This is a genomic window from Pseudomonas sp. GL-R-26, assembly GCF_019947365.1.
GTDB lineage: Bacteria > Pseudomonadota > Gammaproteobacteria > Pseudomonadales > Pseudomonadaceae > Aquipseudomonas.
The window spans coordinates 44,605-67,395 of sequence record NZ_JAGYGI010000011.1; the positions used below are offsets into that span (position 1 = coordinate 44,605).

Annotated in this window: 22 protein-coding genes; 8 read left to right on the plus strand and 14 right to left on the minus strand. The window is 57.3% G+C overall.

Annotated features, from left to right (window positions below; all coding sequences use genetic code 11):
- Positions 1-15 precede the first annotated feature (15 nt).
- On the minus strand, positions 16-1,506 hold the full coding sequence (locus KGA96_RS13375) for a hypothetical protein (RefSeq protein ID WP_046043311.1): 1,491 nt from the start codon (positions 1,504-1,506) through the stop codon (positions 16-18).
- Between the two features lie 551 nt (positions 1,507-2,057).
- The gene (locus KGA96_RS13380; RefSeq protein ID WP_046043310.1) at positions 2,058-3,080 is read right to left on the minus strand and encodes a zinc-dependent alcohol dehydrogenase family protein; all 1,023 of its coding nucleotides are present in this window, start codon (positions 3,078-3,080) and stop codon (positions 2,058-2,060) included.
- A 270-nt stretch (positions 3,081-3,350) separates the two neighbouring features.
- Here KGA96_RS13380 and KGA96_RS13385 point away from each other — a divergent pair, with 270 nt between their 5' ends.
- The 3 genes from KGA96_RS13385 to KGA96_RS13395 all read left to right on the plus strand — a co-directional run bounded on the left by KGA96_RS13385 (position 3,351) and on the right by KGA96_RS13395 (position 5,587).
- A complete protein-coding gene (locus KGA96_RS13385; protein WP_046043308.1) occupies positions 3,351-4,265 on the plus strand; it encodes a LysR family transcriptional regulator in 915 nt (304 codons plus the stop codon).
- 537 nt (positions 4,266-4,802) lie between these two features.
- Positions 4,803-4,973 (plus strand): YhfG family protein, encoded by a 171-nt coding sequence (locus KGA96_RS13390; protein ID WP_185754855.1) that lies wholly within the window; start codon positions 4,803-4,805, stop codon positions 4,971-4,973.
- A 194-nt stretch (positions 4,974-5,167) separates the two neighbouring features.
- Positions 5,168-5,587, plus strand: a complete 420-nt coding sequence (locus KGA96_RS13395; RefSeq protein ID WP_317850346.1) for a Fic/DOC family protein — start codon at positions 5,168-5,170, stop codon at positions 5,585-5,587.
- A 66-nt stretch (positions 5,588-5,653) separates the two neighbouring features.
- Here KGA96_RS13395 and KGA96_RS13400 read toward each other — a convergent pair whose 3' ends face one another.
- The 4 genes from KGA96_RS13400 to KGA96_RS13415 all read right to left on the minus strand — a co-directional run bounded on the left by KGA96_RS13400 (position 5,654) and on the right by KGA96_RS13415 (position 9,672).
- Complete coding sequence (locus KGA96_RS13400; RefSeq protein WP_046043361.1) at positions 5,654-6,640, minus strand: MDR family oxidoreductase; 987 nt, start codon at positions 6,638-6,640, stop codon at positions 5,654-5,656.
- 69 nt (positions 6,641-6,709) lie between these two features.
- Positions 6,710-7,606, minus strand: a complete 897-nt coding sequence (locus KGA96_RS13405; protein ID WP_223464127.1) for an alpha/beta fold hydrolase — start codon at positions 7,604-7,606, stop codon at positions 6,710-6,712.
- Positions 7,607-7,719: 113 nt separating this feature from the next.
- Positions 7,720-8,508 carry an SDR family NAD(P)-dependent oxidoreductase gene (locus KGA96_RS13410; RefSeq protein ID WP_046043303.1) on the minus strand — a complete coding sequence of 263 codons (789 nt, stop codon included), beginning with the start codon at positions 8,506-8,508 and terminating at the stop codon, positions 7,720-7,722.
- Positions 8,509-8,577: 69 nt separating this feature from the next.
- On the minus strand, positions 8,578-9,672 hold the full coding sequence (locus KGA96_RS13415; protein WP_046043359.1) for an alkene reductase: 1,095 nt from the start codon (positions 9,670-9,672) through the stop codon (positions 8,578-8,580).
- 221 nt (positions 9,673-9,893) lie between these two features.
- On the opposite strand from KGA96_RS13415, the gene KGA96_RS13420 reads away from it, so the two are divergent.
- Positions 9,894-10,472: a TetR/AcrR family transcriptional regulator gene (locus tag KGA96_RS13420; protein WP_046043302.1), complete on the plus strand. Its 579-nt coding sequence runs from the start codon at positions 9,894-9,896 to the stop codon at positions 10,470-10,472.
- A gap of 36 nt (positions 10,473-10,508) precedes the next feature.
- Here KGA96_RS13420 and KGA96_RS29635 read toward each other — a convergent pair whose 3' ends face one another.
- The 4 genes from KGA96_RS29635 to KGA96_RS13435 are packed head-to-tail and all read right to left on the minus strand — an operon-like array spanning position 10,509 to position 12,887.
- Positions 10,509-11,066 (minus strand): alpha/beta fold hydrolase, encoded by a 558-nt coding sequence (locus tag KGA96_RS29635; RefSeq protein ID WP_263286973.1) that lies wholly within the window; start codon positions 11,064-11,066, stop codon positions 10,509-10,511.
- Positions 11,063-11,407: an alpha/beta fold hydrolase gene (locus tag KGA96_RS29640; RefSeq protein ID WP_263286974.1), complete on the minus strand. Its 345-nt coding sequence runs from the start codon at positions 11,405-11,407 to the stop codon at positions 11,063-11,065. Before KGA96_RS29640 ends, KGA96_RS29635 begins: the two co-directional genes overlap by 4 nt.
- 13 nt (positions 11,408-11,420) lie before the next feature.
- Positions 11,421-12,422 (minus strand): NADP-dependent oxidoreductase, encoded by a 1,002-nt coding sequence (locus KGA96_RS13430; RefSeq protein ID WP_046043299.1) that lies wholly within the window; start codon positions 12,420-12,422, stop codon positions 11,421-11,423.
- 9 nt (positions 12,423-12,431) lie between these two features.
- Positions 12,432-12,887 carry a DUF2147 domain-containing protein gene (locus KGA96_RS13435; protein WP_223464124.1) on the minus strand — a complete coding sequence of 152 codons (456 nt, stop codon included), beginning with the start codon at positions 12,885-12,887 and terminating at the stop codon, positions 12,432-12,434.
- A gap of 84 nt (positions 12,888-12,971) precedes the next feature.
- On the opposite strand from KGA96_RS13435, the gene KGA96_RS13440 reads away from it, so the two are divergent.
- The gene (locus KGA96_RS13440) at positions 12,972-13,655 is read left to right on the plus strand and encodes a TetR/AcrR family transcriptional regulator (RefSeq protein ID WP_046043296.1); all 684 of its coding nucleotides are present in this window, start codon (positions 12,972-12,974) and stop codon (positions 13,653-13,655) included.
- Between the two features lie 153 nt (positions 13,656-13,808).
- On the opposite strand, the gene KGA96_RS13445 is transcribed toward KGA96_RS13440, so the two are convergent.
- The 4 genes from KGA96_RS13445 to KGA96_RS13460 are packed head-to-tail and all read right to left on the minus strand — an operon-like array spanning position 13,809 to position 18,972.
- Positions 13,809-15,515, minus strand: coding sequence for an FAD-dependent oxidoreductase (locus tag KGA96_RS13445; protein ID WP_223513171.1), 1,707 nt, complete (start codon positions 15,513-15,515; stop codon positions 13,809-13,811).
- A gap of 60 nt (positions 15,516-15,575) precedes the next feature.
- On the minus strand, positions 15,576-17,036 hold the full coding sequence (locus KGA96_RS13450; protein WP_046043295.1) for a class I adenylate-forming enzyme family protein: 1,461 nt from the start codon (positions 17,034-17,036) through the stop codon (positions 15,576-15,578).
- Positions 17,037-17,074: 38 nt separating this feature from the next.
- Positions 17,075-18,001, minus strand: a complete 927-nt coding sequence (locus KGA96_RS13455) for an alpha/beta hydrolase (protein ID WP_046043294.1) — start codon at positions 17,999-18,001, stop codon at positions 17,075-17,077.
- Positions 17,998-18,972, minus strand: coding sequence for an enoyl-CoA hydratase/isomerase family protein (locus KGA96_RS13460; protein ID WP_046043292.1), 975 nt, complete (start codon positions 18,970-18,972; stop codon positions 17,998-18,000). Before KGA96_RS13460 ends, KGA96_RS13455 begins: the two co-directional genes overlap by 4 nt.
- A 194-nt stretch (positions 18,973-19,166) precedes the next feature.
- On the opposite strand from KGA96_RS13460, the gene KGA96_RS13465 reads away from it, so the two are divergent.
- The 3 genes from KGA96_RS13465 to KGA96_RS13475 all read left to right on the plus strand — a co-directional run bounded on the left by KGA96_RS13465 (position 19,167) and on the right by KGA96_RS13475 (position 22,661).
- Positions 19,167-20,015: an SDR family oxidoreductase gene (locus tag KGA96_RS13465; protein ID WP_223513174.1), complete on the plus strand. Its 849-nt coding sequence runs from the start codon at positions 19,167-19,169 to the stop codon at positions 20,013-20,015.
- A 223-nt stretch (positions 20,016-20,238) separates the two neighbouring features.
- Positions 20,239-20,898 (plus strand): winged helix-turn-helix transcriptional regulator, encoded by a 660-nt coding sequence (locus KGA96_RS13470; RefSeq protein ID WP_046043291.1) that lies wholly within the window; start codon positions 20,239-20,241, stop codon positions 20,896-20,898.
- 392 nt (positions 20,899-21,290) lie between these two features.
- Positions 21,291-22,661: an outer membrane protein transport protein gene (locus KGA96_RS13475; protein WP_223513177.1), complete on the plus strand. Its 1,371-nt coding sequence runs from the start codon at positions 21,291-21,293 to the stop codon at positions 22,659-22,661.
- Positions 22,662-22,791: the final 130 nt, after the last annotated feature.

Here is a 22,791-nt window from a genome sequence, read left to right on the forward strand (position 1 = left end):
AAAATCCGCCCACGCTCAGTGACCCGCTGACCATTCATCCACCGACGTGATGCCGGCGTCAGGATCGTCCGGCGTATTTTGCGATGCGGCCCTTTGGATGATGGCTTCAGGCGCCCCGCCATCGCCTGCGGGCGTCCACTCCATGCGGTAAAGCTGGCCGATCAGGCTGACGGGCAGTCCGCTGACATCAATCATCCATTGCATGATTTGTTCGGCCACCGGATGCCCCTGCATGGCCTTGTGCAACTCGGGCATGGCCACCAGCATGCCCGGATGGCACTGACGCAGAAATCGCTCGAGCCCCGCACCTTTTTCGATAAAGGGCGCAAACAGCAGGCACACCAGTTGTGCTTCGCTCAGGCCCAGGTTCTTTTGCGCCTCGGCCGCCGCCCGGGCGCGCAATTCGGTCAGTATCGCCGGATTGCCGAATTGCTCGATGGCCTGCTCGCACAAGCGCTCGGGCAAACGCTTGCGACGCATCATCACCAAGGCACGTTGCAGGTATTGCGCAACACCGGATTCGTAATTGCGATTCTGCACGAAGCACGCATGCAACCCTCGGACGTGCGCGGTGATCGATGGACTGACGAATTCGTTGTCGCTGATCTGCGCGGACAGTTCGTCTGGCTGGAAGCCGAGAAATTCAGTCAGCAATGGCCAGCGCTCTTCCAGGTTGCTGACCAGCAGGTCGTGAATGTCGATGCAGGCCGTACGACGACAGGTCTCAAAACGCTCTTGCGGACGCCATGGGGCCTGGCCGTAATCGGCGTAGAACCCGTGATAACAGTCGCTGCCCAGCTCATCGAGCAATGTAAACAACCCCGCATAACCGGGCTCACCCGTGTGGGAAAACTGGAGCCCGGCCTTGGTGGCGGCACGTTTCAATCCCTCGATGAACTGCTTCTGCTGACGCGGCGTGTCGCTGATGAGCAAGGCGTCGACACCAGCGTCCCAGCGGGCGATTTGTCCATAGAACTCTCCCGTGGCCAGATAACCGTCATCCCACAGGTCGAACCCGTCGCGCCATTCCCGTCGATGGCCGATCATCAACAGGTTCAGGCGGCTAGACTCGCGACCGGCGTCGGAGATCGGCGTCAGGTGGTTGAACGGCAAGACTTCCCGATCATCAACCATCAACACCTCGACCCGGGGATCGTCATAGACAAACAATGCGCTGTTGGTCCGGTGCATGTTTTCCACGGCTGCGCCACTTGCCCCGTTCAATCGCAACGAGGCGATGCGCAACTGAAATGTCGCCGGCGTCCGCGTGGCGATGGTCAACTGCGCAGCACGCAACAGCGCCAGGGTGTAGCAGTTGTCACGGGCCCCGGACTGGATCGCCAACACCTTGTAATCGCCAATGCGCTCCATGCCCCCGGCCGCTACTGCCAGGCGCTGAATCAACAATTGCAATGCAGTGCGTTCGGCACGGGAGAAAAAACCCAGCAATCGCTGCAGCACTTGTTGATAGACATAGTTCATCGCTTGGTCATGGATGCTGGTCATCTTTATTTACCTGATACTCGTAAGTTCAATATCGTGCAGACAGCAAATCCCGTTGGACTGTCTGCACGAATGGAGTCATGGACTTTATTGCCAAATGCTAACACTTGAATTTTCTTGAAATCATTTGAAACGATCGCAACACCCCCTCGATTTGACGACAATGGCGAGGCTGTAGCGCCCGGCTGGAAAGGGTTTGCTCGCTTGAAGTCGAAGTCCTAGGAAATATCCGACAAAGTCCCACAGACACTTAATACAAGAAATAAGGAAGGAAGTTGTCGCTGTCTTTTTGGCAACTAAACAACAACCAACTAATTTGGAGATTTGCACCGATGGCGCACAGTGAAAAGTTTCAGCCTGACACCCAGCCATGACTCATTCCTTGAGATGAAAGTAATCATTCAATTATCAGGGCTTAGTGGCTGATTAGAAGCTACAGATTACGGGCAAAAACCAGTTCAGTTGCTGGACCGGCCTGCGGATCGACGGATTTCGGGGCGCAAACGAAAGAGTCCGTGCGGGCACGGACTCTTGGGAGGGCTGTTGGGTGAGTGTTAGGCCGGTTCGACCAGCAGCGCGACCCGTTCGCGACATGGGCATTCGTCCATGTAGCGGTGTGCTTCGACAAACTCGGCAAACGGGAAGACCCGAGTCTTGAGCGGCAGCAGAACGCGGTCGGCGGTCAGCTGATTGATGTCGCGCAAGGCGCGTTGCAGTGCGGCCTGGTCCTGGGTGATGCCCAGTTCCGGCTTGCCCGTGAAGTTGCCGATGCAGTGCACGAAGAACTGAATGTTCTTCTGGAACGCTGCGCAGGCCGGGAAAGGCGTCTGGTTGCCACCTTGCAGGCCGTACAGCACCAGGCTGCCGCGAGGTGCCAGCACATCGCCCAGCAACGACATCTGCGGACCGCCCAAACCATCGAACACCACGTCCACGCCACGGTTATCGGTGATCTTGTTGATCCGCATCAGCAGATCTTCTTCCTCGGTGACGATCACTTTATCGGCACCCAGCGACAGCAGGTATTCACGTTCCTCCGCGGTCTTGGTCGCGGCGATCACTCGAACACCCAAGGCCTTGCCCAGTTGTACGAACGAAGGTCCGGCGCAATGACTCGCGTCAGTCACCAGGGCGAATTGACCGGGCTTGACCCGTGCCAGATCCGCATAGGCGAAATAGGCGATCAACAACGGCGTGTAGTGCACGCTGGCTTCAATCGGGCTGAGCACATCCGGATAACGGGTGACTGCCGAGCGCGGCAAAACGATCTGCTCGCCGTAGACCGGGTAGTCGTTCGGGCTTTGGGCCGGAAAGCTGGCGACCTTGTCACCGACCGCCAGGTCATCGACGCCATCGCCGACAGCGGTGACGATACCGGCCATCTCCTGGCCCAGGCCTGAAGGCAGACGGGCATGGGACGGGGCCAGGTTCTGGCGCCAGAGAGTGTCATACCAGCTGATGCCAATCGCCTCGACGCGCACCTGCACTTCGCCCGGCGCAGGCAGAGCCGTCGCATGCTCTTCGCATTTGAGCACCTCGGCTGGACCAAACTTGTGAAAACGGATCGTGCGGGACATCGCAAACCTCGCCAAATGAACCTCTAATGCCTTGAACTCTAGCTGGGCTTTCAACCCAACACTATCTGTGGCTATTAATAGTCGACATGCCTGTCATTGATTCCGCAGCGGCGGCAACATCGTCAAATGTTGTAAGAAACCGAAGCAGCCTGTGTAGGAAAAACTGAATTACCCGGTGCAGAGTACCAGCCTTTCCCCGTAATATTCCCGCTGGCCATTGTTCTCATATGGCCGCCCACGTCAAGCTTGCTGACTCTGCCAGGACTCCAGATGAATCGTAATGACCTGCGTCGTGTCGACCTGAACCTGTTGATCGTTTTCGAAACATTGATGCACGAACGCAGCGTGACCCGTGCTGCGGAAAAACTGTTCCTCGGCCAGCCCGCCATCAGTGCGGCGCTCTCGCGCCTGCGCGGCCTGTTCGATGACCCTTTGTTCGTGCGTACCGGCCGCAGCATGGAGCCGTCCGCCAGGGCGGTCGAGATCTTCGCCCTGCTCTCGCCGGCGCTGGATTCGATTTCCACCGCCGTCAGCCGTGCGGCCGAGTTCGATCCTGCCACAAGTACCGCCGTGTTCCGCATCGGCCTTTCGGACGACGTCGAGTTCGCCTTGCTGCCAATGCTGCTCAAGCGCCTGCGTGCCGAATCGCCGGGGATTGTGCTGGTGGTGCGCCGGGTCAACTACATCCTGATGCCGGGGTTGCTGGCATCCGGTGAGATATCCATCGGTGTCAGCTACACCACCGACCTGCCGGCCAACGCCAAGCGCAAGGTACTGCGCCGCAGCCAACCGAAGCTGTTGCGTGCCGACACCATGCCGGGGCCGTTGAGCCTGGATGATTACTGCGCTCGCCCCCATGCACTGGTGTCGTTCGCCGGCGACCTCAGCGGTTTCATCGATGAAGAACTGGAAAAGCTCGGGCGCAAGCGTCATGTGGTGCTCGCCGTGCCGCAGTTCAACGGGTTGAGTACCCTGCTCGCGGGCACTGACATCGTGGCTACGGTGCCCGATTACACTGCTGATGCACTGACCGCCGCGGGCGGTGTGCGGGCCGAAGATCCACCGTTGCCGGTGCGCAGCTTCGAACTGCATATGGCCTGGCGCGGGTCGCAGGATAATGATCCGGGGGAGCGCTGGTTGCGGTCGCGGATCCAGATGTTCTTCGGGGACCCTGAGAGTCTCTAGGCGTCGCCGGGCAGGCTGTTCAGCCTGATCATTTCTGCCTTTTGATAGACCATGGAGATCCATCCACTTCCAGTGGTTTGCTACATTCGGGGGCATATTTGAGAGCATGCTTTGGATGGTTTGAAAAGGATGCCCCCAGCCTAAGGCCAAGCACGCTATTGATGAGGATAGCTCCGACCGGACTCTCTGCGAGTCGATAGACCGGCCTGAGGCTTTCAGCGCAACGGTGGGGATCCGGACAGTCTCACATAACCGAGCACTTCAGCCGCACAAGCCAATAAATACAGGGGGTTTATCCTCCGGGCACCTCCGATCAAATCCAGCTTCCTCCGGTACATTCAGACATACCGAGTACACCTTTATCGCCGCAGTGGAGGACCTTGCGCGCGATGAGGCTTGGGCGGCAGTAACGGTGGATTGCTCATGAACATCGACTGGGTTGAGTGGTTCATATCAGTATGCGATGCTGACTTGGTAGCCCCTGATCAGGGACTCAATCAGCTATACTTGCCAGGCACTGACATTGGGGTGCCGAAAATGGAAAAGCTGAGTCTGCAGACCAAGAAGGCGTGGTTCGCCAAGCACCGCAAGGCCAATTTCGCCGCCAGCCTGCGCCTGGAAGGTTTCGTGCCTTCTCCAAATGATGGCGACATCAAACTCCCTACCCGAGAAGCTGCCCTTAAAGCTGTGCGGCACGTCAAAGTTTGAGTCACGACAAATACGGCACTGACCAAGCCCCGGATTGCTATCCGGGCACCGAGGTTCTAGTAAACCTGCTCGACCTGCATGACGCCGATGACCTTGATGAGGCTGAGCGCTATCTCAACGAAGTCGCCTTGGCGCGACTGGAGTTCGTCGACCCCCCTTACAACGTAGCTACCCTGAAGCGGATCCACCGCACTTTGTTTGCTGAAGTTTACGAGTGGGCTGGAAAGATCCGCACACTCGCAATCAGCAAAGGCGACACTAGATTCTGTAGCCCGGAGTTCATCGAGAAGGAAATCGGAAAGGAACTTTCCAAGATTGCGAATGCGGGTTGGTTTGAAGGGTACCCCCGCCACTTGCTTGTTGCGTCCATAGCCGAGTCCTACGGCACGATCAATGTTGCGCCCCCCTTCAGGGAGGGTAATGGCCGGACCCAGCGGATCCTCTTTGAATGGATCATCCTCAATACGGGATATACGATCGATTGGAGCCTGGCTGATCGCCAAGAGTGGATCGATGCCTGCATACACTCGTACTACGGCGATGATGATGGCCTGACCGGCGTCTTTGATCGATGCATCGGAACGAAGATTCAAGAAGATCAGCCACTGAACTAATAAAAAGAGCGCCATCCATCAGACCGCGTGAAAATGCGGTCTGCCTCCACTTGATGGAGCTCATGGTCACGCGTTGACGTCGACCACTACGCGGCCCTGGACTTTGCCTTCGAACATTCGGCCGATCACCGCGGGCACCTCCGCCAGACCCACCACCTGCGTCGTGCGCGCGAGTTTGCTCAGATCGAGATCGCTTGCCAGGCGCGTCCAGGCCTGGATTCGGGACTCGTACGGGGCATTGACGGAGTCGATGCCAGCAAGGGTTATATTACGCAGGATGAAGGGCAACACCGACCCTGGAAGATCCATACCCTGAGCCAGACCGCAGGTCGTCACCACACCGCGATACCGGGTCTGCGCCAATACGTTCGCTAGCGTATGACTGCCGACCGAGTCCACAGCACCAGCCCATTTTTCAGTCGCTATCGGTGTTCCCTGGGCAGAGAGCGTTCGGCGATCGATGATCTGCGCCGCACCTAGACGGGTCAGATAATCTTGCTCCTCAACGCGCCCGGTCGATGCGACCACGCGATAGCCGAGACCGGAGAGAATCGCAATCGCGATCGAGCCGACTCCGCCATTGGCGCCAGTGACGAGGACGTCACCGCGAGCCGGTGTGAGACCGCCATGTTCCAGCGCCAGTACCGACAGCATCGCCGTGTAGCCTGCCGTGCCGATAGCCATTGCGTCCTTGGTCGAGAATACGTCCGGAAGCTTGACCAGCCACTCGCCTTTTACACGTGCCTTCTGAGCAAATCCGCCGTGATGGGTCTGGCTCAACCCCCAACCATTGGCGACTACGCGATCCCCCACACTGATGCCGGGGTAAGCCGAGGCTTCGACGGTGCCGGCAAAATCGATCCCGGCAATCAATGGAAACTGCTTGATGACGTCGGCGTATCCACTCAGCGCCAGCGCATCCTTGTAGTTAACGGTTGAATAGTCGACCTTGACGGTAACGTCGCCAGGCATGAGATCTCGCTCATGCATATCAACTACGCTGGCCGAAATCTTATCGTCTGTCTTTGTTGCGAGCAGTGCTTTGAACGACATCATATTCTCCTCAATGACCCTGCGGGTCGAAATCAACTGAAGGCACCAACGCCTCGCGCAACTGAAAAACTAGTGCAGGTCAGGTAACGTTTTGTCAGGATGTTCGGGATCGAGAAAAGCCAGCGCCTGCGCTACGAAATTGGCGTGATTCTGGAAAATCGCACCATGTCCGGCATCTTCATAAATGATCAGTTGCGAGTTCGGGATGCGGCGGGCCATATCAGTAGAGTTCACTGTCGGCACCATGATGTCGTTATCACCATTGGCGATCAGAACCGGGATCCGGATACTGCCGAGATCCTGGGGTGCCTGCCGCCCCCACGCCTTGATCGCCTTCAACTGTCGCGAGAAGGCACTTGGTGTGGGTCCCTTGTCCCGATCCGTTTTGCGCTCCTTCAGTCGTTTCAAGAAGGCCTTCGCGGCTTGGCGACCATTGGTCGAGGCTGTGAAGAACAGATAGAACTTCGGATCCCGCAGCGTCAGTAACCCCTTGATCATCAAGGGCCAGGATGCCGCCCCTACCTTGTCAATGTCTTTGCCGCCCGCCGGCCCCGTACCCGCCAGAATGAGCTTGCGTACCAGGTCGGGGGCTTTGAGCACGATGTCCTGTGCCACGAATCCGCCAAGGGAAAAACCGATTAGATCAACCTTCTCCAAGCCCAGCCCGTGGATCAGGGCTATAGCATCCCGCGCCATTTCATCAATGGTCAGGGGCGCTGTTCCTCCCGATGCGCCGATGCCCCGGTAGTCAGTGGCGATGACGCGATGCTTACTGGCAAGACCATCGATGATCAGCGGGTCGAAGTTGTCCAATACCGCGCCCCAATGGTTAAGAAGAATCAGCGGCACTGCGCTGCGAGGCCCCAGGTCACGGTAGGCAAACACGGTCCCTGCGACATTGATCGAGCGGTTCACGGCAGTTACGTAGGACGTACCCGATCCAAGGTGAGTGTCGGAATGGGTCATTGTTTACTCCGTGCGTCTGATGTGGACCGGGAGTCCTGATCTGGGGAGGTCCCGGTCTGCTTTATGTCGATTGAAAGTGATGACGCCCCTACCCCTGCGCGTCGTCGGAATACTTACGAGGGCGTGCGATACCGCTCTGCTACATGCGCTTGTCTAATGTCTGAAATGAGCGCTTGTCGCGCGGCATCCAGAGCGGTCCAGCGACTGGCGTCATGCAGTGGCGGGATGGTCACAAGCTCACGCCGATCGAAGCCCACCAGCGCGGCATCCACCAGCTCACCCACCTCCATCAGTTCCGGCAGCGCATTGATGTCGATGCCCGCACGCCCCCAAATCTCCGTGCGGGTACCGGCAGGAAGCACAGCCTGGACATAGACGCCTTTGGGCGCGAGTTCCAGACTCAGCCCCTGGGATAGGAACAACACAAAGGCCTTGGTGGCGCCATAGACCGACATGCCGAACTCCGGCGCCAAACCAACCACTGAGCCGATATTGACGATCGCGCCTTCACCAGCCTGCGCAAGCCGAGGGGCGATAGCGCTGGCGAGTCGCACCAACGAGGTTGTGTTGAGCGCGATGAGTCGAGCGACATCGTCGGTCGTCTGCTCGATGAAGCTGCCAGACTGGGCTGCCCCGGCGTTGTTAATGAGGATGCCGATGCGCGAATCATCGCGCAGGCGCGTCTCGACGACGGCCAAGTCGCCGGGCTGGGTGAGATCGGCCTGGAGGATATCGACAGCGACGCTGTGTTCCTCACGCAGGCGAGCCGCAAGCGTCTCCAGCCTGACTTTGTCGCGGGCAACCAGCACCAGATCGTGGCCGCGACGTGCCAAGCGCTCGGCATAGGTGGCGCCGATGCCGGAGGAAGCGCCGGTAATCAGGACTGCGGGATGGGTAGTCATGTATTTGCTCTCTTGATCAGGTGAACCCATGTCGGGCATGCAACGTTCAAAGTCGACACCGCGCCAGTGTTACAGGGCACTGGCGTCGCCGAGGGCCGGATAGTCGATGTATCCCGCAGCACCACCACCGAACAGCGTGGTCGGATCGAACGACGCCAACGGCGCTGCGGTTTTCAGACGTTCCACCAGATCGGGGTTGGCAATGAATGGGCGCCCGAACGCGAAGAGGTCTGCCTTGCCTTCGGTGAGCCGGGAGGTAGCGAGATCCAGGTCATAACCGTTGTTGGCGATGTAGGTGTTCCTGAATCGCCGGCGCAGGGAATCAAAGTCGAACGGTGCGACCTCGCGCGGCCCGCCGGTCGCGCCCTCGACGACATGGAGATAGACGATGCCCAAGGCGTCGAGCTGATCGACGAGGTAGTCGAACTGCCCCTGTGGATCGCTGCTCGAGACACCATTGGTGGGCGAAACCGGCGAGATACGAATGCCGGTGCGCTCGGCGCCGATCTCACCCACCACTGCTGCCGTCACCTCCAGCAGCAGCCGAGCGCGATTTTCGATCGACCCGCCGTAGGCATCGGTGCGTACGTTGGCACCGTCCTTGACGAACTGGTCCAGCAGATAGCCATTGGCGCCATGGATCTCGACGCCATCGAAGCCTGCGGCAATAGCGTTTGCTGCGGCCTGGCGGAAATCGTTGACGATCCCGGGCAGTTCGTCGAGCGCCAGCGCCCGAGGCTCGGAAACGTCGACAAAGCTGTTGTTGACGAACGTCTTGGTTGCGGCCCGAATGGCCGAGGGCGCCACCGGAGCGGCGCCGTTCTCCTGTAGATCAACATGCGAAACTCGTCCGACGTGCCACAACTGCAGGAAAATTTTCCCGTTCTTCGCATGGACGGCATCGGTGACCTCACGCCAAGCGTCGATCTGCGCTTGCGAGTAGATGCCGGGCGTATCCTGGTAGCCCTGCCCCTGCTGAGAAATCTGTGTGGCCTCGGAAATCTGCAGGCCGGCCGACGCCCGCTGGCTGTAATACGTTGCAGCGAACTCGCTTGGAACGAAGCCCGCGCCGGCGCGGTTGCGCGTCAGCGGCGCCAGGACCACCCGGTTGGAGAGCGCCAGGGAGCCGAGGGTGTAGGGCTCAAATAAAGTTTTTTCGGTCATGCCTTGTTTCTCCCACGTTGACTGATGGTCGTTGTTGTGAGTGTGCATCGCCATACGATCGGCGCTTTCAGGTGGGCGGCGTTCATGGCCTGAGCCCTTCCAAAGTTAGCGAGCCGTTATGATGTCGATCATAATCTTATCCGTCAATAACTTTGATTATGATTGACATCAATGTATATTGACCGCCTGACAGTCAGCAGATTCAAAAGAGGCATGTGGGTATGAGAGTCACCAAAGCGCAGGCACAAGCGAATCGAGCGCACATCGTCGAGACGGCCTCCGCCCTGTTTCGTGAACGCGGCTATGACGGTGTGGGGGTGGCGGAACTGATGGCCGCTGCCGGGTTCACCCATGGCGGGTTCTACAAGCACTTTCGCTCCAAAGCCGATTTGATGGCTGAAGCAGCGGCGAACGGGCTTTCGCAGAGTCTGGTCAATAGCGCAGGCCTCGACGTCACCGAGTTCGTCAATATTTACATGTCACGGGCTCACCGTGATGGCCGCAACGTTGGCTGCACGATGGCAGCCCTCTGCGGGGACGCTGCGCGTCAGTCAGAGGAGATCAAGGCAACGTTTGCCGACGGGATCGAAAGCTTGCTGGCAGCCCTTGAGCCTGGGGATTCGCTGGGCGACGTGGATCCGCACACAGTACGAGCACAGATGATCGACATGCTTGCCCATGTGATCGGCGCAGTCGTGTTGTCGCGGGCTTGCCCGGATGATTCCCCACTGACGGATGAGATTCTGGAGGTCTGCCGCGAAAAAACTCTCGCGACACTGTCACCGTCGCAGTCCACGTAGTCGTTGCCTCAGCGGCAATCCCGAGCAGGGAAGTTTTCAGCAAGACTGCAAGGGATGGCTTGCCAAAAATGCGGCGACTCGCTCAACGACCTCGTCTGGCCGGGAATCAGCAAAAAAATGTCCGCCCACTATCGCAGAGGCCTCCATCACTGTGCAGCGATCCACCCAAGTGGCGGGTAAATCATATTGCTTGGCCATCGCACCCGAGGCGCCATAGAGAATCAGCGCGGGCGCGGTGATACGTCGTCCGGAGCCTGACAAATCGTCCTCCAGATCCACAGTGAGCGTGGCGCGATAATCGTTGCAAAACCCAGCGATCGTCGCCGGATCACGCCAGGCTTTCCGATACGCCGCCAGTTGGTCTGCATCGAAATCCTCCGGCCCTGCGGCACCCCAGCCGAACAGGCAACTCTCGAAGAAGAAATCGGGATCTGCCTCAATCATGCGCTCCGGGAAGGGTGCGGGCTGAGAAAGGAAAAACCAGTGCCAGTAACTGTGGGCTACGCCCTTGCGCAGATCTGTCAGCATCACAGCCGTAGGAACGATGTCCATTAGCGTGACGCTCGCCACCTTGTCTGGATAATCCAGTGTCATCCGGTATGCAGTGCGCGCACCACGGTCGTGTCCAACAAGATGGAACCGTTCATGCCCGAGCACACACACATCAATTCGACCTGATCCGCAGCCATGGCGCGAAATCCGTAGTTCGACAGATCCGGTTGAGCCGGCGGCTTAGACGATGCGCCATACCCACGCAAATCAGCACAGACAACCCGATAGCCACGCGCGACCAGCCCAGGTGCGATACGCGCCCAGAGTGCCATGGTCTGCGGAAAACCATGGAGCATCAGTATGGGTTCGCCTGTACCCGCTGCAACACAGGCAATTTCTACATCACCTGCGGTAATTCGGTGCGTTTCGAAGTTTTCGAACATGGACGTCGTCTCGTTACTTTACCTTGACGATGACCTTGCCTTTTGCCCGGCCGGTTTCAACATAAGCCAAGGCATCCGGGGTCGATTCGAATGGAAAAACCCGATCCACCACCGGGCGTATGGCCCGGGAATCGATGAGCGCGGTAATCTTGCGCAATTGCTCACCGCTGGCTCTCATATAAAGAAATGAATAGCTGACACCACGACGCTTGGCTTTTTTCCTGATCCCATAACTCAACAGACGCATGACCAGTTTCAGGAACCCGGACAATCCAGCGCTTTTCGCAAAGTCCACATCCGGTGGTCCAGAGATTGAGATGAGCTTTCCACCCGGCTTCAGGATGCGTAACGATTTTTCGAGAGTCTCTGTGCCGAGGCTGTTCAAGACCACATCGTAGTCGTGCAGGATCTTTTCGAAATCGTCTTTGCGGTAATCGATCACGATATCCGCACCGAGACGCTTCACCCATTCGACATTCGCCGTGCTTGTGGTCGTCGCGACGGTCGCCCCCAGGTGTTTGGCCAGCTGAATGGCCAGTGTTCCCACGCCACCGGAGCCCGCATGGATAAGCACCTTTTGACCTTTCTTCAGGTTCGCTTTTTCGACCAGCGCCTGCCACGCGGTCAAACCAACCAGAGGGATCGAAGCCGCTTCTTCCATGGTGAGACCTTTCGGCTTGATCGCCAGCGAGCCTTGATCGATCGCAATGAATTCGGCGAATGCACCGATTCGATTGTCATCGGGCCGTGCATAGACCTCATCACCGGCCTTGAATTGCTGCACGCCTGAGCCGACCCGTACGACGACCCCAGCCAAATCATTACCCAGAATAAGCGGCATGCGATACGGCAAAATCATTTTGAACTCACCGTCTCGGATTTTTAAATCCAGAGGATTTACACCCGCCGCATGGATCTGGACAAAAACATCATCCTTGCCCAATTCAGGTTCTGGTATTTCGGTCGCCCGTAACGCAGCCTTTTTTCCATAGCGTTCGATAATGAATGCTTTCATCGTGCTTCCTTATTCCTGGCGTACCCAGGTTTGTGAGCGCCCTAATACCGGCACGCCAATGTAGCCGCGCACGCTGAGCTTTTTGCCGTTGTCGGTCAGGTAGACTTTACTGCTATAGACCTTGCCGTTATCCGGATCTAGGATTTGGCCACCGGTGTACTCTTCGCCATCCTTTCGCAAACCGGTCAGAACGGTCAGGCCTACAATCGGCACATTCTTGTTCACGCCTTCACATTTCTCGCACCTCGGATTCTGATTTTCTTTGAGAGCGGGAAACGCTTTTTCGATAATGCCCTTCAGAGTGCCATTGGATTCGGTGATTCGAATCAACGCCCTCGGCTTGCCACTGACATCGTCGATGTTTTGCCACAGGCCAACCGGCGAATTGTCGTCTGCCCACAGTGCCGATGACATGATTGCTGCTGCCAGGGTGAGTCCAAAGACACCTGTTTTGAGCGTACGCATTGTCTGAATCCTCATGATTGAGCGCTTGCAGATCTATAACGCTGTTATTTGATAAACATAACGCCGTTATGGCAGTATTGCAACATGACCACTGATAACTCACTCCCTAATGCCCCCACCCGCCTCGTCGAGGCAACCATCCGTGTGCTTGCGACCAGCGGCCCGTCCGAAGTCAAGGCCCGTTCGGTAGCGAGCGAAGCCGGCCTGTCGACGATGGGGGTTTACACACACTTCGGCGGAGTGCCGGAACTTCTACAAGCAGTCGCTGACGAGGGATTCAAGCGGTTGGCTGCAGTCTTCAAGCGTGTGCCAATCACGGATGATCCGATAACCGACTTATGTGCGATGCTCCTGGCTTGCCGAGACCTTGCACGAAGCAATCCCCATCTGTACGACTTGATGTTTGGTCTTTCGATTGACGGCAGATATAGCCCCTCACGAGGTACCATGACATCGATTGCAAATGGGCAATCGGAAGCCTTCAAGGCGACATACGCGATTCTGATCGACGCGTGCGCTCGCTTGGTTGATGCCAAATGCGTTCGCAAAATCGATCCTGCTCTCATCGCGCCACAGCTGTGGAGTGCCGCGCATGGATTCATCATGCTCGAACTCGCTGGCCACTTCTCAGGTATGGAAAATCCTGCTTCGCAGATCCTGGTAGCGACGTGTAACAACATTGTTGTCGGCTTGGGAGCGAAGCGCGAAAAAGTGGAATCTTCCACTGCTGGCGTCATTGCCGGGTCGGCAACTGCGCTAGAACCTTGAAAAAACCGCGCAACCATGCAGTCACGCGGTGCGAACAGTATTTCAGTTCAAGTACGCAGCCACTCGGCATGTTCAGAGGTTGGGTCAACCGGTTCGCTCATGCAGAGAAGGGACCGGTCATGACAGATGCTCGTATGCTTTGCGGCTCAGTGCTCATATGTGCAACAGGATAGGGATCTGTATCGAGGCCACGCGCTGATTATCAGGTTGGCCGGGCACGCCACTGGACGGTTTCGTAGCGACCGCTTCACCTCGCTCATGAACACCTTCGTTATTGCGGGCCTGTGGAATCTGCGCCATGGCGTACTCGGCAAGTGCCGTGATGGTCAACGCAGGATTAACCCCGGGATTTGCAGGCATCGCAGCGCCGTCACACACCAACATGTTCTGGTAACCAAAAACGTGCAGGTTCTGATCAATCACGCCGCGTTGGGCATCGGCGCCGATCACGGCGCCTCCCAGCACATGGGCTGTTGTCGGAATGTTGCCCAGCGCTTCCAGTACGTTGCTCTGGGCGATACCGCCCGTGTGCCTGGCCAACCACTGAGCGGCCTGATTACCCATCTCGATATACGTCGGATTTGGCTTTTTGCGGTTCTGCTCGGTGACGAGGCGATAGCCGCGGCCCAGCCAACGCTTCCTGGGACGCAGTGCAATCGCATTGTCCAATGTCTGCATCACCAGCAGCATCACCATGTGTCGGCTCCAGCCCCTTGGCCACATTGACTTGAGCCATCGCACCGGGTGCAACACGATATTCCCCAGCCACTTCAACGGCCGCGTCACGCGGTTACCCTTCCCGACCAATAGCGTGCAAAGCAAGCTCAGGAAGTCCGCATTGCGACCATAGGTGAGAAACTCGATGTGGGTATCCTGATCGACGTGCACACTGCTGCTGGCGGTGACATCGTTCCAGGTTTTGCGGTCCTCGGGCAGGCGCACGTTCAGAACCGATTCGCTGTTGGTGCGCACCAGTTCACCAAGACGATCGCTGACCCGGGGCAACGAGCCGCCGTGTTTGCAGTTGGCCAGTAATTCGTTGGTACCGAGAGCCCCGCCGGCGAAGATCACTCCGCGGGCGGTGTAAGTATGGCGATCACGGGCGAACCAGGCGCCAGGGCGCTGGGTGGTCACACGGTAGCCGTCACTGCCATCGGCTGCCCCGATTGGGTTCACATCAACAACCTCGCGCTCTGCCAATATCTGCACGCCGCGTTTCTCTGCGAACCACAGGTAGTTTTTCACCAGCGAGTTCACGGCACCGACGCGGCATCCCACCATACAGGCGCCGCAACGTATACACCCGGTACGGTCAGGCCCTTCCCCACCGAAATAGGGGTCCTTGACGGTTTTGCCCGGTTCGCCAAAGAACACTCCGGTGGGTGCTCGGGTGAATGTGTCTTCGGTTGCGAAGTGTTGCGCCATCTCCCGGGCCAATTGCTGGTTCGTCGAGTCGAATGGCACCGTCTTTACCCCAAGCATGCGCTCGGCCGTATCGTAGTGAGGCTGCAATAGCCTGTCCCAGTGACCGAGCGCGCGCCACTGCACGTTTTTGAAGAACTCTGGCTTGGCGCGGTACAACACACCGCCATACACGGTGCTACCGCCACCGACACCCGACTGGCTGGGAAAAAAGACATGGCGAAACAGCGACATGCGCATGATGCCCTTCAAACCCAATGCGGGTGCCCACAGATACTTGTTGAACTGCCAGGCCGACTTGGGAAGGTCTTCGTCGCGATAGCGACGGCCGCGCTCAAGTACCCCGACGCGATAGCCTTTCTCCACGAGGCGCAGCGCCGAGACGCTGCCGCCAAATCCCGATCCGATCACCAGCCAGTCGAAGTCTGCGTTTTTCATGATGTGTCCCCTTCTACGTGCCGGTTGCTTTTCGCCTAAAGTCCATCAGGTAATTACCTGTCAATCGACAGGTTCGGTCCACATCTTGCGCAGTCTCAACTTGTCGACTTTGCCCACGGCATTCTTTGGCAGGCTGTCGATGATGTTGATCGTGGAAGGTCGTTTATAACGCGTCAGCCGGTCAGTGCAGTGCTCATTCAAGCCCTCCTGGGTACCGGCGAATCCCGTACGAAACGCGACGTAGGCAACAACAATTTCGCCAAGGGTCTCGTGAGGGACACCAATCACTGCTGCTTCAAGAACCCCCGAAAATTCGAACAACACATCCTCGATCTCCTTCGGATAGATGTTCTCGCCTCCGCGAATGATCATCTCTTTAAGGCGCCCGACGATGGCCAGATAACCGTCTTCGTCGATCCGGCCAATGTCGCCAGTGTGCAGCCAGCCATCGACGATGGTCTTCGCTGTTTCCTCGGGCTTCCCAAGGTAACCGCGCATGACGTTAGGACCTTGAACCAGTACCTCGCCAGTGGCGCCCTGCGGCAAATGCACACCGCTCGGGTCGGCGATTGCAATGCGTTGCCCGATGAAGGGCAGCCCGACCGTACCGACCTTGCGTAGGCCGTCGAAGGGGTTGATGGTCGAAGCGCACGTGCCTTCGGACAGGCCATATCCCTCAAGCAGCGGAAAACCGAAGCGAGCTTCAAATTTTTTCAGTAGTTGCGCCGATGCAGGCGCCGCGCCGCAGATGCCATACCGAAGACTGGAGGTATAAGGTTTTACCTCACGAGGTAACGCGTTAAGCATTGCGTAGATGGTTGGCACTGCAGAGAAGTACGTGGGTCGAAGCCACTCGACATCCTCAAAAAACGTGTCGACGTTGAAACGCTTGCGAATCGAAACCCGACCACCGCTTGATAGCGGGACAAGAGTGCTCACCACAATGCCGTTTACGTGAAAGAGTGGCAGTATCAATAAACAGTGGTCTGCTGCCGTGACCTTGAGTGAGTTTCGTCCCATTTCCGACATGGCTTCAATATTGGCGTGATCGAGCATCACGCCCTTCGGCAGGCCGGTAGTGCCACTGGTGTAGATCAACAATGCCAGTGCGCCAGGCTCTTCAAAGGGTACACCGGTGTAGGACGCCCCCATTTCCAGAGTGGCGACAGGCAGAGACTGCAGATTCGGGACTATGACTTCGCCGCTGGCGTTGATGAGCAGCTTCGCCCCCGAATCAACCAGTTGATGAGTGGCTTCCTTGCTGGTCAGCCCAGGATTGATCGGCGTGACCGCCGCCCCCAGACGCCAGGCGGCGAACATCGCCACCACAAACTCCACCTGGTTGGGCAACATGATAGCAACGACGTCTCCAACGCCCACCCCCCTGTCCGCGAATACTCCCGCTGCCGCGAGGACTCTGGAATGGAACTGCCGGTTAGTCAGGTTGCTGCTGTCGTCAGCGATGCACAGACCATCAGGCTCTGTCACCGCGCGCAAATCTGAAAGTTTGGAAAAGCACATTATTGTTGTTCTCTCTGAAAGTGACGGAAACGCTTGAATCAATTGGCTGAAGAGCCGAGTAGATGTTTCGTCAGAAATTGAGTCTGATCCTTCACCAGTTCTTCGAACGCGTCGCCCATATAGAACTCGAAATGCCCCGCCGCGTAGAGTTTGGTTTCTCCATGCGGCGCCTTGCGCACCAAGGCGATCGTCTGTTCCGGTGGCGTGACGGTGTCAGTGGTGCTGACGCAAAACAGGATGGGGAGCTTCACCTTGGAGGCGGAGCGTCCGGGTCGATAAGCCATGATTTCCGGGAGCACCCGTGCGGCGACGTGATTGACGAACACCATCCCCTTCGGCACCAAGGCCAGATAACCCGGCAGGGCATCATGCGCATTCATCAAGGCTGGCTGACCGGGAACGGCAGCGATTGGCACCATCACGGGCGGGCGACCCAGTAGCCTGGCTGCAAAATCACGCAGGAGCACCGGCGTTACCTGCAGCGAACCCTTCACACCCAGCGCGGCAGCTGAAGCAAGACCGTCGGTAAAGGGGCACTGGCTGATAGCCGCCAGTAACTCGGGGTGTCGGCTGGCCACCGTGATTGCATGCCCTCCCCCAAACGAGCTTCCCCATACGGCAACCCGCCGCCCATCGACATCTGCGCAACCTTTGACGAAGTCCAGCGCGGCATCCCAATCAGCCAGTTGCCGCTTCACAGACATCAATTGTCTGGGCCGACCACCGCTGTCTCCGAAATAACGGTAGGTGAAGGCCAATGTAGCGATTCCCGCAGCAGCGAATCGCTCGGAAAAGGCGTCGAGGCGCATCTCGCGAACCGCACCAAGTCCGTGTCCGAGCACTACAATCGGCGGTTTCTCTACGCCGACCGGCAGGTAGAGCCAGGCTGAACAATAGGTTTCGCCCGAGTCAAAGCGAACATCCTGGCGAGTGAACGGGTAGGTAAGCGGTGACATTTGATTCATTTCCTCCCTCCCCCGTTTTGCAGGGGCAAGGAGCCTTGCTCAAGGGTTTGCTCGAAAATGGCCGGGTTGTAGAACGGCACGTTGCCGTCCCGATCGGTGCGCTCAAGGTATTCAACCATGAGCGATTGCGCAGTCTCGGTCGGCGAGATCTTGATGAATTCGGTACGCTCCATATGCAGCCCCTCGTCGAGGGTGGCTGACCCGCCGAAGTACACGGCTCGCTTGACTGCCTCAATCGCCCCTTTGGGTCGGGAACCCAGATGCCCGGCCAGCTTGACGGCACGATCAAGCAGCGCATCTGAAGCAACCACTTCGTCGATGTATCCTATTTCGAGCGCCTTCTGTGGCGACACCGGCCGACCTTCAAGCATCAGCATCAGCGCGCGATGGGCGCCGACCAGTCGTGGTAATCGCTGAGTGCCTCCGCCACCGGGAAGGATTCCAAGAAGCACCTCGGGCTGCCCGATGAAGAAATCGCCATCCGCCATCAGGCGGACGTCACACGCTAGCGCGAGCTCGCTGCCAAGTCCCAGCGCAGATCCATTCAGCGCGGCGACGAAAATGACACCACTGCGGTTCATCCGTAAAAAAGTGTCGTGCAGCTTGTCGAGTTGCATCCCGCCATCCAGCGGTGTCAGAGACGCAGCTGACGCCAATGGCGCAATACCGCGAACGGTCTTGGCGGTTCGAGCGATCGCCGAGGCCGTACTGCGCCCGACCGACGGGATACTCTTTCCACCTTCCTGCAGCCAACGAACGTCTGCATGACCGATGAAACGCTCAGGATGAGTTCCGGTGAGCACCACCGCTGTTACCGCGGTATCGGACTCCAGCTTGTCCAATAGCGCCGCAAGCTCATTGGCCATGTCCAACCCCATCAGCCCGTGTGGACCTCCATCCAGCCGCGCAATCAACACAGAGCCACGGGACTCCATATCAAGGTACTCGGGCGGTGTATGCATCTTCGTCATCTATTGGATCCTCCGGTGACAAACGTAGAGAGCAAGCGCTCCCATCAGTATTTCCACCTCCTGACCAGTCATCAGATCAGCCAGAGACAGATAACACTGTTATTGCAAAACATAACACCGTTATATTACTCTCGCAATATGCACTGACCTGTACACAAAACCTCAATGCTCAGCTTCTGAAGGGAACCTCTGAAATGAAACCGCACATCACTGTGGTACAGAGCAATCAAACAGCCAGAAACCCGACTGAATCCCTTCTTCCTGAATGGAGACCAGCCATCTTCGTCACAGGCGCGGCTTCGGGAATCGGTCGCGCCTGCGCTGAGTTGTTTGCGCGGCGCGGTTGGTTCGTGGGGCTATACGATATCGATTCAGAGGGTGTCGCCGCGGTCGCCGCGACCCTGGGAGAGGGCAACGCCGTCTGCGGTGCGCTCGACGTGAGCGATCCCCAAGCCTGGAAGCAAGCGCTTGTGGATTTCTGGGCACATAGCGGCCAGCGGCTTGACGTGTTGCTCAATAACGCCGGGATTCTCGCCGCCGGGCAATTTGAAGCTGTACCGTTGACCAGACACCAGGCAATGCTTGACGTGAACGTTCAGGGAATGATCACCGGCTGTCACAGCGCCTTCCGGTACCTGCGAGGCACGCCCTGCTCTCATGTCATCAATATGGCCTCTGCCACCGCAATCTACGGACAGCCTGAACTTGCAACCTACTCGGCGAGCAAGTTCGCCGTGCGCGGATTCACCGAAGGACTCGACCTCGAATGGGGAAAGTTCGGCATTCGCGTGAGCGATATCTGGCCGAGCTTCGTAAAGACCGCAATGGCTGATGACTACGGTCGTATCCCCAGCGCCAGATCGCTGGGTATCCGGCTCACGTCGCACGACGTCGCATCGACCGTGTGGGTTTGCGCGACGTCGAAACGACGAATCCACAAGACCCACTGGACAGTCGGCATGCAAGCCGGATTCCTGTCGTTCGCTACACGTCTCGCGCCTGCGGCTCTGACCCGCTGGGTCGTCCAACGCATTGCGCGATAACGGACAGGCTCACGACACAACTATACTTTTTATATAGCGCAACCGCAAAGCGAACGGTATAGTGAAATCAATAAGAATGACTCAACCTGTTCAGTGAGCGATACATGAAAGCGACCGTGAGATCAGCCGTCCAAGGGCCTGGAACATCGCCCAATTCCTTCGACTTGAGGCAGCAGTGGCTTTTCACTGTATTTCAACTGAGCGGAATTTTGTACAATGCGCCATGACAAACAAAACCTACGGTCAACTCTGCCCCTTAGCCCGGTCGCTCGACGTACTCGGAGATCGCTGGACGCTGCTCTTGATTCGCGAACTCCTGTTAGGTCCGAAGCGTTTCAAGGATCTGCTCGCGATCCTGCCTGCAATGGGTACAAACCGACTGTCCGAACGCCTGGCCATGCTGGTGCAGAACGGCGTCATTCAACAAGTCACCCTGCACACACCTTCCGCCACGCCCGCTTACGAGCTGACGGACTTGGGCGAGCAACTACGCAAGCCGGTGATCGCGCTGGGATTCTGGGGGTTGAGCCTGCCGATCGACGAACGCATCGATCCGTCCAGTGCTCGTGCGGAGCTCATAGCCCTGTGCCTGACAGGCTCGAACGATTCGGCAGCGAGCGCCGGTTTGCAGGAGTTGTACGAGTTCCAGGTGGGGGCGGAAGTCTTCCATATTCGAGTCAACGACGGGAACCTGTTGGCACGCTCCGGGCCGAGCGAAGAGCCCATCGACGTCAAAATACAATGCGACATGGAAACCTTCATTGCATTAGTCCTGCGCCAGATCACGCCAACTCGCGCCCTTCGCGAAGGTCATGCAAAGCTGTTGCAAGGGGATCGGCCAGCCTTCACACGAGTGTGCAAAGTACTCGAATACAAGCCCTAGGACTGCCGGCCTTTCCCCCTTCCCCTCGCGCCATGCGGATCGAGGGGGACTTGCCCGCCCGGCATCCGTCATTGCCTCTTTATCAGCGAGTTGCTTGCAGCCTTGTAACCGCGTCTGGCCCGAGGGTACTTGCCTGCCAGGCAAGGCTCTTCTTTCCATCAACGCAACTTGCAACCCCAAGATATATAAATAGGGCAATCGTCTGAGCCTGTGATATTCCAGAGAGGGCTTTGCAACTAAAAAACAACTACGAGTCTGCAAGATCCAATTAACACTCCCTACTCCAGCCCGGCCGGCACTGTTGATGTATACGGCCGCCCACGATTTCTATTCATCCCGACAACAACAACAACAACAACAACAACAACAACAACAACAACAGGTACCGCCAGATGAACCATGAATATCTTTCTGCACTTCGCCCTTCCCAGAGATCAGTGCTGCGTTTGAAACGTCATCCTGAGACAGGGTCCACCCCGATACTCAAGTCAAGCAAAGCGTTGTTCATATTCACTCTGTCATTGGCTATCTGTGGGCAGGCAACTTTATCTTTAGCCAATGGATTATCTATTAACGAGCAAAGCGTCAGCAGTGCCGGAACTGCTTATGCCGGGCGCTCGTCCGCGGCCCTGGATGCGAGTACTGTCTATGGGAATCCGGCCGGCCTGAGCAAGCTAAAGCGCAGGGAAGTGAGCGGAGGGTTCGCCTTGTTCAAAGTCAATAGCGATATTAAAAATGCTCATGGCGATGCGCCAGGCACCAACAAAGGAGATTCCGTACCCCTGACGACAATCCCTTTTGGCTATTTATCCATACCGATTGACGAACGCTTCACTTTCGGCTTGGGCATGTACGCGCTCTATGGTCTTGTGAACGATTACGAAAGTTCGTTCCAGGGACGCTACCATGGCTCCTATAGCAAGGTTCAAGTTAAAACCCTGAACTCCGCCGTTGCTTATCGCATCAGTGATCATGTCTCTGTCGGAGGCGGGCTGACATTGAACCGTATCGAAAACAATATGCAAACCTACTTGGCCACAGGGCAGCTCAATGGGGGCACCGACACGAAGATCACTATCAAGGGTAACGATAACGCCGTTGGCTATAATTTCGGCCTGATGATCGACCTGAATGATTCCACCACGTGGGGCATCACCTATCATTCAAAACTTGATTTTCACGTCAACGGCCATACGCAGGTGAGCAACTCGCCAAGTGCTTTCGGTCTCGATGGCAAATACAGCAATAAAATAGACATCACGTTGCCAGAGTCGCTGGACACATCGTTTACCCATCACTTTGACGAGCGCTGGACTGGCTACCTGGGCGCGACCTGGACCCGATGGAGCCGCGTTCAGAGGATCGAAGCCGTTAATAGTGGAGTACCGCCGTTGGGCCAGCAATTGGGATTTAACAGCTTCGGAGATGACTTTAAATTACATGACACCTGGTCGATGGCTATTGGGGCCTCTTACCAACTTTCCCCGCAATGGCTGTTGCGCAGCGGCTTCGCCTACGATCCATCACCTGCCCGCAACGCCGATCGAAACGTCCGACTCCCCGTGGGCGACCGAAAAGCTGTGACGCTGGGTATAGGGTTCTCTCCCAACACCGACCTGACCATCGATTTGGCTTACGGCTATCTATGGGAATCAACCACCTCCGTCAGCCAGACAAATACAACCGGCGTACAGCCAGGCTACAGCGCAAAATACGACAACAGCGCGCACATTATAGGTACACAGATAACCTATCGTTTCTGATTTGCCCCTTCCTGCGTCTACGTCTACAGCCCAATAATACTATATCATTCGTATAGCTATGAGAATATACGAATGGTATAGTCATCCTGAAAGAATCACTCCTGCAACCAGTGCCCGCAGCACCATTACA

Excerpts from the sequence above, each read along its gene's own strand:
- KGA96_RS13375 (WP_046043311.1), bottom strand. The coding sequence starts at position 1,506 with ATGACCAGCATCCATGACCAAGCGATGAACTATGTCTATCAACAAGTG.
- KGA96_RS13380 (WP_046043310.1), bottom strand. The coding sequence starts at position 3,080 with ATGTCCCGCACGATCCGTTTTCACAAGTTTGGTCCAGCCGAGGTGCTC.
- KGA96_RS13385 (WP_046043308.1), top strand. The coding sequence starts at position 3,351 with ATGAATCGTAATGACCTGCGTCGTGTCGACCTGAACCTGTTGATCGTT.
- KGA96_RS13390 (WP_185754855.1), top strand. The coding sequence starts at position 4,803 with ATGGAAAAGCTGAGTCTGCAGACCAAGAAGGCGTGGTTCGCCAAGCAC.
- KGA96_RS13400 (WP_046043361.1), bottom strand. The coding sequence starts at position 6,640 with ATGTCGTTCAAAGCACTGCTCGCAACAAAGACAGACGATAAGATTTCG.
- KGA96_RS13405 (WP_223464127.1), bottom strand. The coding sequence starts at position 7,606 with ATGACCCATTCCGACACTCACCTTGGATCGGGTACGTCCTACGTAACT.
- KGA96_RS13410 (WP_046043303.1), bottom strand. The coding sequence starts at position 8,508 with ATGACTACCCATCCCGCAGTCCTGATTACCGGCGCTTCCTCCGGCATC.
- KGA96_RS13415 (WP_046043359.1), bottom strand. The coding sequence starts at position 9,672 with ATGACCGAAAAAACTTTATTTGAGCCCTACACCCTCGGCTCCCTGGCG.
- KGA96_RS13420 (WP_046043302.1), top strand. The coding sequence starts at position 9,894 with ATGAGAGTCACCAAAGCGCAGGCACAAGCGAATCGAGCGCACATCGTC.
- KGA96_RS29635 (WP_263286973.1), bottom strand. The coding sequence starts at position 11,066 with ATGACACTGGATTATCCAGACAAGGTGGCGAGCGTCACGCTAATGGAC.
- KGA96_RS29640 (WP_263286974.1), bottom strand. The coding sequence starts at position 11,407 with ATGTTCGAAAACTTCGAAACGCACCGAATTACCGCAGGTGATGTAGAA.
- KGA96_RS13430 (WP_046043299.1), bottom strand. The coding sequence starts at position 12,422 with ATGAAAGCATTCATTATCGAACGCTATGGAAAAAAGGCTGCGTTACGG.
- KGA96_RS13435 (WP_223464124.1), bottom strand. The coding sequence starts at position 12,887 with ATGCGTACGCTCAAAACAGGTGTCTTTGGACTCACCCTGGCAGCAGCA.
- KGA96_RS13440 (WP_046043296.1), top strand. The coding sequence starts at position 12,972 with ATGACCACTGATAACTCACTCCCTAATGCCCCCACCCGCCTCGTCGAG.
- KGA96_RS13445 (WP_223513171.1), bottom strand. The coding sequence starts at position 15,515 with ATGAAAAACGCAGACTTCGACTGGCTGGTGATCGGATCGGGATTTGGC.
- KGA96_RS13450 (WP_046043295.1), bottom strand. The coding sequence starts at position 17,036 with ATGTGCTTTTCCAAACTTTCAGATTTGCGCGCGGTGACAGAGCCTGAT.
- KGA96_RS13455 (WP_046043294.1), bottom strand. The coding sequence starts at position 18,001 with ATGAATCAAATGTCACCGCTTACCTACCCGTTCACTCGCCAGGATGTT.
- KGA96_RS13460 (WP_046043292.1), bottom strand. The coding sequence starts at position 18,972 with ATGACGAAGATGCATACACCGCCCGAGTACCTTGATATGGAGTCCCGT.
- KGA96_RS13465 (WP_223513174.1), top strand. The coding sequence starts at position 19,167 with ATGAAACCGCACATCACTGTGGTACAGAGCAATCAAACAGCCAGAAAC.
- KGA96_RS13470 (WP_046043291.1), top strand. The coding sequence starts at position 20,239 with ATGACAAACAAAACCTACGGTCAACTCTGCCCCTTAGCCCGGTCGCTC.
- KGA96_RS13475 (WP_223513177.1), top strand. The coding sequence starts at position 21,291 with ATGAACCATGAATATCTTTCTGCACTTCGCCCTTCCCAGAGATCAGTG.